The sequence below is a fragment of the Mariprofundus ferrinatatus genome, from assembly GCF_002795825.1.
GTDB lineage: Bacteria > Pseudomonadota > Zetaproteobacteria > Mariprofundales > Mariprofundaceae > Mariprofundus > Mariprofundus ferrinatatus.
In genome coordinates this window covers 1,057,636-1,071,988 of the sequence record NZ_CP018800.1, presented here as the reverse complement: position 1 = coordinate 1,071,988, position 14,353 = coordinate 1,057,636, and the positions used below count along the sequence as shown (strand labels likewise).

17 protein-coding genes are annotated in these 14,353 nt (G+C 56.6%); 4 read left to right on the top strand and 13 right to left on the bottom strand.

Going from position 1 to position 14,353, the window contains the following annotated elements:
• Positions 1 to 3: 3 nt before the first annotated feature.
• From Ga0123462_RS05200 to Ga0123462_RS05160, 9 genes are all read right to left on the bottom strand, one after another.
• A complete protein-coding gene (locus tag Ga0123462_RS05200; RefSeq protein WP_100265327.1) occupies positions 4 to 480 on the bottom strand; it encodes a peptidylprolyl isomerase in 477 nt (158 codons plus the stop codon).
• A 52-nt stretch (positions 481 to 532) separates the two neighbouring features.
• Positions 533 to 1,432 (bottom strand): tRNA pseudouridine(55) synthase TruB, encoded by a 900-nt coding sequence (gene truB, locus Ga0123462_RS05195; protein WP_257790534.1) that lies wholly within the window; start codon positions 1,430 to 1,432, stop codon positions 533 to 535.
• A 36-nt stretch (positions 1,433 to 1,468) separates the two neighbouring features.
• Positions 1,469 to 2,470, bottom strand: a complete 1,002-nt coding sequence (locus Ga0123462_RS05190) for a DHH family phosphoesterase (RefSeq protein WP_100265325.1) — start codon at positions 2,468 to 2,470, stop codon at positions 1,469 to 1,471.
• Entirely contained in the window at positions 2,467 to 2,814 is a 348-nt protein-coding gene (locus Ga0123462_RS05185; RefSeq protein WP_100265324.1) for a ribosome-binding factor A, read from the bottom strand. The genes Ga0123462_RS05190 and Ga0123462_RS05185 overlap by 4 nt, the downstream gene beginning before the upstream one ends.
• Before the next feature lie 6 nt (positions 2,815 to 2,820).
• Positions 2,821 to 5,772 (bottom strand): translation initiation factor IF-2, encoded by a 2,952-nt coding sequence (infB, locus tag Ga0123462_RS05180; RefSeq protein WP_100265323.1) that lies wholly within the window; start codon positions 5,770 to 5,772, stop codon positions 2,821 to 2,823.
• A 9-nt stretch (positions 5,773 to 5,781) separates the two neighbouring features.
• On the bottom strand, positions 5,782 to 6,384 hold the full coding sequence (locus Ga0123462_RS05175; RefSeq protein WP_232726658.1) for a YlxR family protein: 603 nt from the start codon (positions 6,382 to 6,384) through the stop codon (positions 5,782 to 5,784).
• 4 nt (positions 6,385 to 6,388) lie between these two features.
• Entirely contained in the window at positions 6,389 to 7,867 is a 1,479-nt protein-coding gene (nusA, locus tag Ga0123462_RS05170) for a transcription termination factor NusA (protein ID WP_100265321.1), read from the bottom strand.
• A gap of 59 nt (positions 7,868 to 7,926) precedes the next feature.
• The gene (locus Ga0123462_RS05165; RefSeq protein ID WP_232726657.1) at positions 7,927 to 8,397 is read right to left on the bottom strand and encodes a ribosome maturation factor RimP; all 471 of its coding nucleotides are present in this window, start codon (positions 8,395 to 8,397) and stop codon (positions 7,927 to 7,929) included.
• Between the two features lie 157 nt (positions 8,398 to 8,554).
• Complete coding sequence (locus Ga0123462_RS05160; protein ID WP_100266500.1) at positions 8,555 to 9,097, bottom strand: manganese efflux pump MntP; 543 nt, start codon at positions 9,095 to 9,097, stop codon at positions 8,555 to 8,557.
• 109 nt (positions 9,098 to 9,206) lie between these two features.
• On the opposite strand from Ga0123462_RS05160, the gene Ga0123462_RS05155 reads away from it, so the two are divergent.
• Complete coding sequence (locus Ga0123462_RS05155; RefSeq protein ID WP_100265319.1) at positions 9,207 to 9,665, top strand: DUF4234 domain-containing protein; 459 nt, start codon at positions 9,207 to 9,209, stop codon at positions 9,663 to 9,665.
• The gene (locus Ga0123462_RS05150; protein WP_232726655.1) at positions 9,662 to 9,859 is read left to right on the top strand and encodes a hypothetical protein; all 198 of its coding nucleotides are present in this window, start codon (positions 9,662 to 9,664) and stop codon (positions 9,857 to 9,859) included. Before Ga0123462_RS05155 ends, Ga0123462_RS05150 begins: the two co-directional genes overlap by 4 nt.
• Here Ga0123462_RS05150 and lpxK read toward each other — a convergent pair.
• Positions 9,854 to 10,849 carry a tetraacyldisaccharide 4'-kinase gene (gene lpxK, locus Ga0123462_RS05145; RefSeq protein WP_100265318.1) on the bottom strand — a complete coding sequence of 332 codons (996 nt, stop codon included), beginning with the start codon at positions 10,847 to 10,849 and terminating at the stop codon, positions 9,854 to 9,856. The two genes, Ga0123462_RS05150 and lpxK, sit on opposite strands and share 6 nt — an antisense overlap.
• A gap of 178 nt (positions 10,850 to 11,027) precedes the next feature.
• On the opposite strand from lpxK, the gene Ga0123462_RS05140 reads away from it, so the two are divergent.
• A complete protein-coding gene (locus Ga0123462_RS05140; protein ID WP_100265317.1) occupies positions 11,028 to 11,540 on the top strand; it encodes an FKBP-type peptidyl-prolyl cis-trans isomerase in 513 nt (170 codons plus the stop codon).
• A gap of 129 nt (positions 11,541 to 11,669) precedes the next feature.
• Here Ga0123462_RS05140 and Ga0123462_RS05135 read toward each other — a convergent pair whose 3' ends face one another.
• On the bottom strand, positions 11,670 to 12,566 hold the full coding sequence (locus Ga0123462_RS05135; protein WP_157821279.1) for a Fic family protein: 897 nt from the start codon (positions 12,564 to 12,566) through the stop codon (positions 11,670 to 11,672).
• Positions 12,567 to 12,712: 146 nt separating this feature from the next.
• Here Ga0123462_RS05135 and Ga0123462_RS11690 point away from each other — a divergent pair, with 146 nt between their 5' ends.
• On the top strand, positions 12,713 to 13,090 hold the full coding sequence (locus tag Ga0123462_RS11690; protein WP_232726653.1) for a hypothetical protein: 378 nt from the start codon (positions 12,713 to 12,715) through the stop codon (positions 13,088 to 13,090).
• Here Ga0123462_RS11690 and Ga0123462_RS05125 read toward each other — a convergent pair.
• Positions 13,057 to 13,641: a mobile mystery protein B gene (locus Ga0123462_RS05125; protein ID WP_100265315.1), complete on the bottom strand. Its 585-nt coding sequence runs from the start codon at positions 13,639 to 13,641 to the stop codon at positions 13,057 to 13,059. The genes Ga0123462_RS11690 and Ga0123462_RS05125 overlap by 34 nt on opposite strands.
• Entirely contained in the window at positions 13,641 to 14,108 is a 468-nt protein-coding gene (locus Ga0123462_RS05120; protein ID WP_157821276.1) for a mobile mystery protein A, read from the bottom strand. Before Ga0123462_RS05120 ends, Ga0123462_RS05125 begins: the two co-directional genes overlap by 1 nt.
• Between the last annotated feature and the right edge of the window lie 245 nt (positions 14,109 to 14,353).

Sequence of the window (14,353 nt, the reverse complement as noted above, 5' to 3'; positions counted from 1 at the left end):
CTGTTAAGGCAGTACGGAGACCCTGGTCATCACATCACCCTGGCGAATGTCATCCACAGCCTGCATGCCTTCGATCACCTGTCCGAAGATGGTGTACTGGCCATCCAGATGCGGCTGCGGACCAAAACAGATGTAGAACTGGCTGCCTGCCGAATTGGGATTGGCTGAACGTGCCATCGCCAAAGTGCCCCGTACATGCTTGCGATCGTTGAATTCGGCATCAATCGCGTAACCCGGTCCGCCTGTGCCGTTGCCGTCAGGGTCACCACCCTGCGCCATAAATCCGGCGATCACACGATGGAATGATAATCCGTCATAAAAACCCTTTCCGGCCAGGCTCTTGAAGTTGGCCACATGGTTCGGTGCCGAATCGGGGTATAGCTCAATCAGGATCTCTCCCTTCTCGGTCTCGATCTTGATGTGATTACCTTCCGGAATATCCTTGTCACCCGCTTTCGGTGCTGATGTAAATAGTCCCACGCTCTTCTCCTTTCTGTTTAAACGTTATCAATCATCTGTTCTTTAACCCTGCCTACAGGTATAGCGCCTGTGCAGAGGGCAGAATCCGGACCGGATGCAGCACCATATGCCGCATGCCGGATTTTAACTGGCCGGTTCCCAGCAGGGTTGCAGCCTCGAAAACCGCAACCTCCAGCTCCGCTTCCCCGGCTGATGAGTTTTTCAGTTGAATGCGCTGCCCCTGCAGGAAACGCTTCGGCTCATCATCCGACAGTTGCACGGGGGTCAGGTTGCGCAGCCACACCGCCAAAGGCAACAGGCACTGATCTTGTCGCGTTTTTAACTCATCGATGTTGACCATCATCGCCTCGGGCCAACCGCCGGTTGAGAGGCGCCTGAGTTCTGTCACGCAACCGCCAAGGCCGAGCCGTTCACCGATATCGCGTGCCAGGGAACGGATATAGGTGCCCTTGGAGCAGCGCACCTCCAGGGTGACCAGTGGAAATTCAAATGCGACCAGATTCAACGCAAGAATGGTAATCCTGCGCGATTTCATTGCTACCGTTTCGCCCTTGCGCGCCATCTCATGCGCACGCCTGCCGTCGATACGTATCGCCGAATAGGCCGGTGGCACCTGATCGAGATCACCCCTGAAAGCGGCCAGGGCATCTTCCAGGGTTTCACGGCCGATGACCTGTTCAAAACGGGCTGTCACCTCACCCTCAAGATCCAGCGTGTCGGTCTGGTAACTGAGGTCGAATGTAACCCTGTAGCTCTTTTCAGCAGAGAGCCCCAGCTCAGCATAGCGGGTCGCCTCACCGATCAGGATCGGCAACATCCCGGTAGCCAGTGGATCGAGTGTGCCGCCATGGCCGGCCTTGATGCGCTTCTCCCCCGCACGGGTGAAGATGCGCACAACCGAATTCACGGCCTGGCGTGAACTCCAGCCAAGCGGCTTATCAAGAAGAACGATGCCTGAAACAGGTGGTGAAATGGAAATGGTAGTGCCCTAGGAGAGTGTCGTGCTGACGGCGCTGCGAACGCGATCGCGAACCTCATCGAAACTTCCGCGCATCAGGCACCCTGCAGCATAGTGATGGCCGCCGCCGCCAAGCGTTCCGGCCAGTTTTCCGACATCCGCAAAGGTTTTACCCCTGAAGCTTACCTTCCAGCAATTACTGTCGTTCTCATCGCTGCGGATGAGCACGGCAACCTCAACACCGTCGATACTGCGACCGTAATCGATCAACCCCTCAGAGTCCTCAACATCGGCTCCGGTGTCTTCATACATCTCTCGGGTAATGAACAACCAGGCCGAGCGCCCCTCATCGTGAATCTCCAGCGTCTCGAGACAGGCGGAGAGGATATGGAGCCCTGCCAGCGGACGACTCTCGTAGATGCCCATGCTGATCGGCCAAGGTTTGGCGCCGGCATCCACCAGATCCGCAGCCATGCGATAGACACTGGCCGTGGCTGAAGCAAGACGGAAACTGGCTGTATCGGTCAGAATCGCTGTATAGATCGCACTGGCGCTGGCCACTGTCAACGGCATCTCCATCGCGATCATCAGGTCGAAAATCATCGCGCCGGTCGCGCAGTAGCGGCTGTCGACGAGATTGTAATCCCCGTAAAGCTTGTTGCTGGCGTGGTGGTCGATATTGATCAGCGTGCTGCCTTCAAAAAAGTCGTCGGAGAGACCGAGTCGTCCCTTGGCACCACTGTCGAGGCTGATAATCAGGTCGCAGTTATGGGTTTGCGGCTGCAGATGGCCGCGTTCCACATTCCAGGCATGTTCGAGAAAGGTGTAGATGCGCGGAATACCGTCACGATTAAACATACGCACACGCTTGCCCATGGCTGTCAGGGTATCGTAGAGCGCGAGCTGGGATCCGATACCGTCACCATCGGGATTGCAGTGGGTGGTAAGGATAATCGAATCAGCCTGTTCGATGGCTCGAATGACGGGTTCCCAGTCCACATCGCAAAACTGCGGCTGAAGCGTTGAGCTCACTGTTCGGACTCCAGCTTTTTCAGCAGCATCAGCACATCACCGCTCTTCTCGAACGCTTTATCCCACTTAAAACGAAGCCTGGGAAGCCGCCGTTTTGGCAGTGCTCGCCTGAGTTCATGTTCAAAGTGAGGCGTAATCCGTTCCAGTGCATGCAGCACCGATCCGGAATCCTCTTCGTTAGCCCGGTAAACCCAGACATCAACCGTCTGACGCCCGGGCGATTCAACTCGCGTAATCGAGATATTGAAAAGCCGCGGATCTGCAACATCGCGAAGCAGAAGTGTGGAGAGCAGACGCTGAATATCAGTCAGCAGGCGCTGTTGCGCAGGAGCCAGATGTCTCATCCTGTCTTACAGAGTAGCCGCAACTTCCTCAATGATATAAAACTCGAAGCGATCTCCGACCTTCACGTCATTGAACTTCTCGATGCTCATGCCGCACTCGTAACCACTCTTCACCTCTTTCACGTCATCCTTGAATCGACGCAGGCTTGCCAGTTCACCGTCATAGATAAGCACGCCTTCGCGCAGTACACGCACCTTGGCACCACGTGTGACAAATCCGTCTGTCATGTAGCAGCCGGCAACCGCGCCGACCTTCGGTGTCTGGAAGACATCGCGAACTTCGGCTTCACCGATCACCTTCTCCACCTTATCCGGTGAAAGAACACCGGCCATTGCAGCCTTGATCTCGTCAATGGCATCGTAAATAACCTTGTAGAAACGGACATCTACGCCTTCTGTTTCAGCCACCTTCTTAGCTTTCGCTTCTGGGCGGACATTGAAACCGATAATGATGGCGTTGGCGGCAGATGCCAGCATCACATCCGACTCGGTAATACCACCGATCGCCTTGTGAACCACTTTCACCTTCACCTCGTCGGTACCCGCCTTGGCCAGTGATTCGGCCATCGCTTCAACCGATCCGGTCACATCACCCTTGATAAGCACAGGAACTTCCTTGATGCCGCTCTGCATGTTGGCAAAGAGTTCATCCAGGCTTGCACGTTTCTTCGCCTCGGCACCCTGCTCGCGTTCGATATTCTTACGATAACTTACGATATCACGAGCCTGTTTCTCATTCTCAACTGCGTAGATCTCCTGACCGGCTTCGGGAACCGAATCGAGGCCGAGCAGTTCGAACGGGATGGAGGGTCCTGCAGTCCTGTGCTGCACGGAGTTTTCATCCACAATCGCACGCAAGCGGCCGGTCGCAGAGCCTACAACAACGGTATCGCCCTGATGGAATGTTCCGTTCTGAACCAGCACGGTTGCCACGGGTCCGCGGCCGCGATCCAGTCGTGATTCAACCACGATACCCTTACCGCGACGTTTCGGATTGGCTTTCAGCTCCAGAATCTCGGTCTGCAGTGCAAGCATCTCAAGCAGGTCATCCAGACCCTGGCCGGTATGCGCGGATACCGGTACGAAGATCGTATCGCCGCCCCAGTCCTCAGGAATCACCTCATGTTCGGCCAGCTGACGCATCACCTTCTCAGGATCAGCCCCCTCTTTATCCATCTTGTTCACTGCAACGATCATCGGTACACCGGCAGCGCGGGCGTGGTTCAGTGCCTCGACAGTCTGCGGCATGACACCGTCATCGGCAGCCACAACAAGTACAGCCACGTCGGTCATGCTGGCACCGCGGGCACGCAGACCTGTAAAGGCCTCATGACCAGGCGTATCGATAAAGACAACGCGCTCACCGCTCTCCAGTTTCACCATATAAGCACCGATATGCTGGGTGATGCCACCGGCTTCGCCATCGGCCACATGCGCCTTGCGCAGGGCATCGAGGATGGAGGTTTTGCCGTGATCCACATGACCCATCACTACAACAACCGGCGGACGAGGGCACAGATCTTCCGGGTCATCCTCGGTAGTATCCTCAACCAGAACATCTTCAACAGCACCGGCATTGATAATCTTCGGGGTATGGCCGAACTCTTCAACGATCAGTACGGCAGTTTCAGCATCGATCGCCTCATTCACGGTAGTAGGCATACCCATCTCGAACAGTTTCTTCACCACCTGTGAACTCTTGATCGCCATACGGCTGGCCAGTTCGGAGACGAGAATCGGATCGGTCACTTCAACCGTACGAATGACAAAGGCTTCATCATCCTTGGAGATGCCGATGTCACGCTTTCTGCCACCGCGAGCCAGACGCGACATGCGCTCTTCCATTTCCGGCGTGAGGATCTCATGGCGCTTCTCGGCATAGGCTCTGCGTGCCGCCTTCTCGGCCGGAGAGAGTCTGCGCTGAGGCCTTGCTCCAGCCGGACCACCTGCCCCGCCGGGACGGCGACGCTGTGGACCTGCAGGTGCAGCTGGTGCCGTTGCATCGGGAGATACAGCGACGGACGGGGCCCGACGGGTTGCTGCCTGCTGGGCTGGTCCGCCACTGCGGTCGGGACGCTGTTGCGGCCCGGCCCTGCGCTGGCTTGCCCGATCCTCTGAAATCTTCTTCTCAATCTGCTTCACCGATGAACTCGGCGCCTTCGATGCAGCAATCTGGGCCGGGGTCAGGCCGCGACGGATGGTTGTGCGGGGGCCCTTATGCGTCGCTTCAGGCCGTGCGCCGGCAGGACGGTTTCCCGGGCGGGCACCGGCAGGACGATTGGCCGCCGGACGGTTGGCAGCAGGTCGCTCACCGGCGGGACGGTTGGCAGCAGGACGATTACCGGCAGGACGATTCTCTGTGCGTGCTGCAGCCGGACGGCTTACAGGCGGTGCCTGTTTGATCGCTGCGGTAGCTGCAGCTGCACGCTGGGCCGGGGTCAAAGCCGGTTTCTTGGCAGCAGGTTTCGTCACGACAGCAGCGGCTTCAACAGCAGGTGCCTCTGCAGCTTGTGCTGCTGCGGCCGCCTTCTCCTGAATTCTGCTTACCTCTTGCTGTTTTTTCTGCTCAACGGCAGCAGCGGCACGCTGGGCCGGAGCCAGTGGTTTATTCGCAGCAGCGGCAGTAGCAGGCCTGCTCACTGGTGCGCCCGGCTTGGCGACGGGTGTATGGCGACGGCGTACGGCGACTTCAACGGTGCGCCCGCGACCCTCAACCTGGGCGCCGCCGCGAGCCTGGCCGGCCATCATCGGACGGTTCAGGGTCAGCGTTTTGCCGCCTCCAGGTTTAGCGCCAGGCTTGGCGCCCTTTTTCAGTGCGGCTCGAATCTTCGCCTGATCATCGGCATCCAGTGCACTGGTTGGTCCGCTCACCACGATATTGCACTGCACGGCAACACGCTGAATGTCGGACGCGTCTACGCCGAGTTCTTTTGCCAGATCGAGAATACGTTTTGCCATGTTTACTACTTACCCTATCGCCTTTAGTTGTCCATACCAGCTGCAGAACTTCACCAGTTTTCCAGCATTGGATGCCATACTGCCTGCCACATCCATGCCTGCCACTGCCACAGCCTCTCGTCCGAGCTTCTCTCCAAGCCAAAGCCTGGATTCCACCTGAACAACGAGGGTGTGCTGCCCTGCCTGCTCTCTCTTCTCTACGGCGTCCTCTATCTGCCGGACTACCGCACTGCCCGCATCAGCTGCAATCAGCAGCATGAATGGCGCATTATTCCACAGTCGATGCATCACTGCATCCCTGCCAATCTCAGTCTTCACGCGCAAACGCGCAAACATCTGCGACAACTGCTTCTCAAGGATACACAGCATGCGCTCCTTAAGTTCAGGCCACTGTGGCAAGTTCACCCTGAACTTGGCCTTCAGCGGCTGCAGTCGCCTGTCGTTTAAAGCCGCCAGACACTCCGCCTGCATGCAGAGGTAAACACCCCTGCCCGGCAGTTTCTGCGTCAGGTCCGGCCAGATGACACCTTCGTCATCGACAATCAACCTGAGCATCTCCTGCTTGGCAGCTGTGCCTCTGCAGGCAATGCAGCGCCGTTCGGCGTTCGCCAACGACTTACTCGTCAAACCAGCCGGAGGCCTCACGTGCCGCGATAATCAGCGCATCCGCCTCTTCACGGCTGAGCCCCTCAATATCCTCGATCTCGTCACCGGCCGCATCGGCCAGCGCCTCAACCGTAACCATGTCACGCGCAGCCAGCTGCTCTGCGATTTCACGTGTCATGCCGGGCAGATCAAGCAGCGACACTTTGACCTCGCTCTCACTCTCGGCACCCTGCAGCGCCTGATCGAGCAGCACGTTACGGGCACGCTTCTGCAGCTCCTGGGCAATCTCTTCATCCAGTCCTGCAATGCCTGCGATATCTTCGATCGCGCAGTAAGCCAGGTCCTCAAGGTTGAAGAAGCCCTCATCCACCAGAACCGCTGCAAAGTCTTCATCAACATCCAGTCCTGCCTGGAAGATGGACTTGGCCGTTGTGATCTCCTCACTACGACGCTCCTTCTCTTCGCCCGCACTCATCAGCTCGATGTTCCAGCCGGTCAGTTCGGATGCCAGGCGCACGTTCTGGCCGCGACGGCCGATAGCGATGGCAAGGTTCTCCTCGCTTACAGCCACTTCGATGGTGTTGGTGGTTTCATCCACCAGTACACGCTCGATCTCGGCCGGTGCCAGCGCATTCACCACGAATACAGCCGGATCCTCAGTCCACTCAATGATATCGATCTTCTCACCGTGCAGCTCATTGACCACAGCCTGCACGCGCGCGCCGCGCATGCCGACACAGGCGCCGACAGGGTCGACAGCAGCATCGGTGGAGATCACTGCGATCTTGCTGCGCGAGCCCGGATCACGGGCAATCGCCTGAATGGCAACCACGCCATCCTCGATCTCAGGAACCTCCTGTTCGAACAGACGCAGCACCATGCCTGCATCGGAACGGGAGATGAAGACCAGCGGCCCCTTGGTCTGGTTACGCACTTCGCGCAGGTAGGCACGAACACGGTCGCCCTGGCGGAAGGTTTCGCGTGGCAGCAGATCTTCACGGTACATCACCGCTTCACCGCGACCCAGATCAACATAAACATTGCCGCGCTCAACACGTTTGACGATACCGGTGATCAGTTCGCCCACACGTGGCTCATACTCGGCAATCACACGATCGCGCTCGGCTTCACGAATCTTCTGGTTAATCACCTGCTTGGCGGTCTGGGCTGCAATACGGCCCAGTTCGATCGGCGGCAGCGATTCACGGAACTCGGCTCCGATCTCGGCACTTTCATCAAGCTCTTTGCCCTGCGCCAGGGTCAGATGATTCTCTTCCTCTTCAAACGCTTCCTCTTCGACGACGGTGCGCACGTGGAAAAGGCGAATCTCGCCTGTCAGGCGGTCAATCTCCGCCACAACGTCCTTGCCCGGATAGGTTCTGCGTGCAGCGGTCTTAAGCGCCTGTTCCATCGCTTCAAGCACCAGCTCACGTTCTACTGATTTTTCACGCGCGACTGCGTCCGCAACTGCTAAAATTTCTACATTCATGCCTGCATCTCACTCACCCAGTTTGAACTTGGAATCTCCTGACCCGTCAGGAGTTCCTGCTATTTTTTACGGGAGACCTCTTTCCAGTTAATCGCCCGTACTACTCTGGCCACCTCGATCAACGAGATCACCTCGTCCCGGCTGTCGCCGGGCCGTTTGCCCTCAAGCTGCAGGGTGAACGCATCACCCGACTCCAGAGGACCCAAATTCCTGCCCTCAAGCGTGCTGCCGTCGATAAAGGAGACCTTCACCCACTCACCGCTGTAACGCTTGAAATCGGCACTGTTCTCAAAGGCGTAATCGAGCCCCGGAGATGTCACTTCCAGGCGGTATGCACCCGGAATCAGATCCTCCGCATCAAGCTGCAGGGAGAGCCCCCTGCTGACCCGTGCCAGGATATCGGAGTCGACACCACCGGCCCGGTCCACGATCACCCGCAGAAGCTGGCTCTTGCCGCCACTACCAAGACTCACCCTGATAATATCCAGCCCCAGCTCTTCGGTAATCGGCTCAAGCAACGAACGAATCACTTCTTCCAACGCTATACCCACCTTCAGAAAACAAAAAAAGCGGGCCGCGGCCCACTTTTAACGCAGCGAATCATAGGGTGATCTCTATAAATAGCAACATACGATATGGCTTGCAGCCGTTTCATCGCCATCTGGCTCATGCCATGCGGCAGAAGTTTTAAAAAAGCAGCACCTTGAATCCGATCAGGATCAGGACAGTACCGCCGAACAGCTCCGCCCTGCTCTCAAGCCGGGTGCCGCTGCGGTATCCCACGAATACGCCGATCCAGCTGAAGATGGATGTGGTCACGGCAATGATCAGGCAGGCAAGCCATGCATTGACCTCAAGCAGCGTCAGTGAAAAACCCGCCGCCATGGCGTCGATACTGGTGGCGATGGCCAGCATCAGCATCACGCGGTTGCTGGTCGAGACGATATCCTCCTCAACCCCTTCACCGAACGACTCGTAGATCATCTTGGCGCCGATCAGGGCAAGCAGCCCGAAGGCGATCCACGGCGCATACGCCTCGACCCAGCCGAGCACCCCGTGCCCGGCCATATAGCCGATCAGCGGCATCAACCCCTGGAAGAGACCGAACCAGATCGCCGCTTTCACTGCCAGCCCGGTGAGCTTTGCCTTCTCCTGCTTGGAGCCCAGCCCGATCGATACAGCAAATGCATCCATCGACAACGCCACTGCCAGCAACAGAACCTCGATCATCATCCCACCTTCCCGGACAAAAAAGTCGGCGCATCGTACACGCGAGCGTGAGAAGACCAAACCATCTGTTTAATCATGGCTTAAGCTTTGCACAGCACCATGCCGCGCCATGTACAATCACGACACTTCACACCTCGCCGAACTGCGCTATATCGAGAGCTGGAAGATGGTGGCGCTGGCGCTTGTCACCTTCGGCCTCTACCTGGCCTATTTCATCCGTCGCCAATCCGCCATTATCAACCGTGCCGCCGGCACAGCGGATGCGCGACTGCCCGCGTGGGCGGCGGCTCTGCCGCAACTGCTGGCTCCCGCATCGCTACTCACCTTTATCGCACAGCTGCTTGTGCCCGGGGAGCTGATCGAGCATGTCGATCAGGCGGCAGGCCTGCTGTTTAACATCTCCCTGGTCATCTGGGGTTTTGCCGCCCGCAGCGCCATGCATAGCATCACGGCAGCAGGCGAGCGTTCAAAGCTCCGCTTCGACGGCATCTGGACGCTGCTGATCTCGCCCTTCTACTTCAACTACCGCGTCAACGGGATATTCGAAGAGGAGCGGATTGCGGCATGAACCCTGAAAACCTGAGCGCTGATGCGCTGACCATCTTCAATAACCTGCCCGCCGAGCTGCAGCGGCAGGCCATCGCCCTGTGTGAATCACACTCCGAGGATGAGGCGGTCTACCTGATTGCACTGCGTAATATGAATGAACGCGAACGCCGCAAGTTCCTTTTCCGCTTAAGCCGCAACCGCTGGGGGCTATAGGGGCGTCTCACCCCTGATCGCTGCAGTGATCGCCTCGATCAGCCCATCCTCGGCGACGGCCTGCTGCTCCAGCACCCACAACGGCGACTCCGGTGGCCAAAGCGGCAGGAGTTTCACCGCATCCTTGGCGGTTGTGACAACCGACTTATGCGTTTGCAGAAGCAGCGCCACATCCTGCACGGAATATTCGTGGTGATCGGCAAAGCGGCTGAACTCAGCCACCTCAAAACCGAGCCCCTGCAGATCGTGAAGCACGCGTCCGGGGCGCGCGATGCCCGTAACCAGATGCACCGGTTTCGTGGCCTCCAGCAGAACAATATCCTGACGCATCCAGTCCCGCACCAGGGCAGGCTTCGCCGACCAGCTCCACTCCCGCTGCCCGGAGAGCGGCGTGAAATCTCCGCTACCGCTGCGGACAACAAGATCGGCGCGCGCCAGTGCCGACAGCGGCTCCCTCAGCGGGCCGGCAGGAAGCAGGCAACCGCTGCCCACCCCCTCCTTCGGCACCAGCACGATATCGCATATCCGGTCCAGCTGCCGGTACTGGAAACCGTCATCAAGGATAACAATATCGCCGTGATCGGCGGCAAGCCTGGCGCCGGCGACACGATCGCGCCCGGCAATGACCGGGCAGCCACTGAGCCGGTTTAGCAGCACCGCCTCATCGCCCACCTCACGGGCCCTGGAGTATTCTGTAACCAGATGCGGCTCCTGGTTATTGGCCCCGTCGCCGCGTGAGAGCAGCACGGGATTGCGCCCCTGCTTTTTCAGTTCGGCGGCCAGCCAGATGACAAAGGGGGTCTTGCCGCTGCCACCGACTGTAATATTGCCGACCGAGATCATCGGAATCGGTGGTGTGACGGCGCGCCTGGCGCGCTGCCTCTGGTCAAGCCGCATCAGCACGGCATAGATCGCGGCGAGCGCGCGCAGCAGGGCATTCGGCCTGCGCCTGCTATGCCACCAGTAATTCTCGATACGCTGATGCAGCATCCACTCTCCCCTATCTCAGCCTGACCATCGCATGACATGTTGCAGCTTCAACACCCAAATGCAATGCGGAGAGGTGAGACAGCGGCAGAGTACCCTGAAAATCCCTGTTCCTTATCCTGCGCTGAATACGTAGTCTGCCGCGCCGGTGATCAGAGCGTCACCGCTTCAGGAGAGAAAGATGCAGATCACTGACAACAAGGTTGTTTCATTCCACTACACGCTGACCAACGATGCCGGCGAGATTGTCGACACATCAGCAGGCGGCGAGCCGATGCCCTACCTGCATGGCGCGGCGAACATCGTTCCCGGGCTTGAACTGGCACTGGAGGGCAAACGCGTTGGCGACAAGCTGAATGTGACGCTTGAGGCCGCAGATGCCTACGGCGAATTCGATCCGGCGCTGGTCGAGGTCGTTTCCGCCGAGCTGTTTGACGGAATCGATAATATCGAGGCCGATATGGAGTTCGAGACCGAAACAGAGAGTGGCGACATTGAGTTTGTCCGCGTCACCAACGTCGATGGCGACAACATCACCATTGATGGCAACCATCCGCTGGCGGGCCAGAATTTAACCTTCGCTGTCGAGATCACCGACATCCGCGATGCCACCGCAGAGGAGCTTGAGCACGGCCATGTGCACGGCGACGATGACGATGATGAGTGCTGCGGCGAAGGGTGCGGCTGCCACTAAGCCCCTGCTTCTCCATCGAAAAGGCCACCCCTTCGGGTGGCCTTTTTCATTCATCTCCATGGCGCATAAATCTACAGAAGGCCAATTCAAAGTCGTCATAGCGACTCCGAATAGTAAGGACACCTGTCCTCACGCTTGCCTGCCTCTCTTTGCCGATTCGATAAAGAGGCGAATCAGTGGTGCATGCCTTCCGTGCACCATCGCATGCTCCATGGCTGCGTAATAGAGCGCTCTGTTTTCGCCATCAAACAGCGGCGGCATTAATCCGGCATTCAGGCATTGCGCCATCACCAGCCCACGCCCCACGCGCCCATTTCCATCTCCGAATGGGTGAATCGCAATAAAATAGGCATGGGCTCTGGCAATCTCATCCATCGTTTCCACACCCTTGCATTTGAAGACCCAGCGATTCATCTCCTCTGGAATATCCTCCGGTAATGTCGTATGCACCGCCTCAAGGCCACCCATCACCCGCACTTTGCCGGAATAGAACCCGGCATCATCGCGCAGGCCGCGCATGAAATCGCCATGCAATGAACGAATACCCTCTTCGCTGATCACGAATCGCTCACCATGCGTAATGCATTTCTGCCAAAGCCACTTGTGCGTCAGATAGGTATTTACCGCCTCATGGAATACCTCAATGCTCATATTTTTCGGCAGTTTTTTCGCATCGACCGCCCGCTCGAAATCATCCCTCGCCATGCCGGTTTCGATCTCGATCGTTCCATAACTGATTCGCCGCAAAAACGGCGTCAGCAGCAATTCGTTGCTGGAAAGCTCATCCGGTAACAGCACAGGTGTAAACGACTGCTTCTTTGTATCCCACACGGGAATCACAAAATGTTTGCAGTAAAGCACATCAATATTAAAGCGATGTTCCACCTTGATTGAATCCGGCCTGTCACGCCAGTTGAGAAGCGAACGACGGGAAACACCGATCGCTTCCGACAATGCAGCAGACATCGGATAGACTTCCTGAAGTCGGTCAAGCTTATCAATATAGGCTATATCATTGTAATACATAGTATCTCCTGACATTTTCACGGCAATGCCAGAGTATACAGCAAATGGGAAGTTTATTGCAAATAATGCATTTCACTTCCCATTTCACTTCCCAACTCCCTGCCACCGTTATGACAAACAGGCAGCTTCTGATAGTCTTCTGATTCATGTCACAGAAGCATGGATTGGAAGACAACACCCCCATTAAACAGATTTGTGAAGCCGTTGAAGAGGCGCATGCGCAGATTCAGGCCGATTTCGATCATATCAATCCCGTTGTCGGGGTGATCAACCGGATGCGCAACTATGGCATTCCAACCGATCTGATGACCATCGACTGCCTGAAGAGCGGCAGGCGCATCCTGATTGCCGTTCATGATAATAAGCCCGGGATCGCCGACTACCAGTTCTGCCGCCGCGATGAAGATCCCGCCGATGAGTTCGCGTCCATCGCCGCATCGAGTGCGGCGCGATCAACACCCGTTTGGCCACCGGAGATGATCTTTATCATCTACGATCTCACAAACTGCAGCAGCGGTGCATAGTCACCCCGATCTGCTGCCTGCAAAGCCCGGACATACTGAACCCGGCACTCGTTCGCATCGGCAATATCCTCACCGCCCCAACTGAACCTTGCTTGCCCCAGTCGCTTCTCCAGCAGCAGGTCTGCAAGCATGCGGGCATGGCGACCATTGCCGTTGGCAAACGGATGAATCGCCACCAGCCGATGATGAAAGCGAGCTGCAATCTCATCGGCTACGAATGTCTTATGCTCTATCCACCAGTTCACATCCTCGCAGAGATGACGAAGCTCGATGCCAATCATCTCACGCGCTACGCCGATATTTTTATTGGATTGGCGGAACTTTCCTGCCCATTTCCAGACGTTACCAAACATCTTTTTGTGAAGCAGGCATATAAAGCTCTCACTCACAATATCCTTGCGGCGGGAGCGCCATGCCCACTCCATACCTGTACGAATATTCTCCGCTTCGAAGATATTTAACTCTTCGCGGGTAGTGATATGAGTCAGTCGCAACCCCTCCGCCTCATCTGGATCCAGAGGGGTTGCTCCTTGTGGATAGTCGAACTGCACTAATTGATCTCCCAAATATCCTTGGGTGTTTCACGAATGAACTTCTCCGTATTCGCCTTAATACCCTGGCCGCTCTCATCAACAGTGAGTCCCTGCTGCTCCAGCACCATCGAATGCTGAATAGCTGAGTGAATCTTCTCGGCATACTTGCGCGCCTGTTGCTCTACATTGGCCTCCAGGCTGTCACGCGGCACCAGTGCATAAACAAACACACAATCCATCGCTTCAGCAGCTTTCTTAAGGGAGTTGATTGTAGCCGTTCCAGCAACCTCACCCTTCTCCAGTGCAGCTACACGCTGCTTTTGCACGCCAATACGCCGCGCAAGCTGTTCTCCTGTCATGCCAAGGGCATCGCGTATGGCACGAATCCATCCTCGCACTGGAGGATGTGACCTTATAAGCCCTGAAAATGATTCCAGCTTTTGATCCAACTGTTTGCGGGCAAAAGCTCTACTTTGTACGTTCATAACTTGCCTCCTGCCACTCATGACAATCTATATGTTGTCACAACAAATCTTTTAGTCAACATATATAAATACTATATGTGGTATTTTGACAACTTATATATTGTCTATAATTATGAAAACAGGAATTTGTATAGGGGGGGGGAATGGATAAAACGAAAGACAAATTGGCTCATTGGATTCAGGAGTAAATCACAAATGCATAAACAAAAGCACCCTGCTCTACAGGGTGCTTTATTACTTTATCC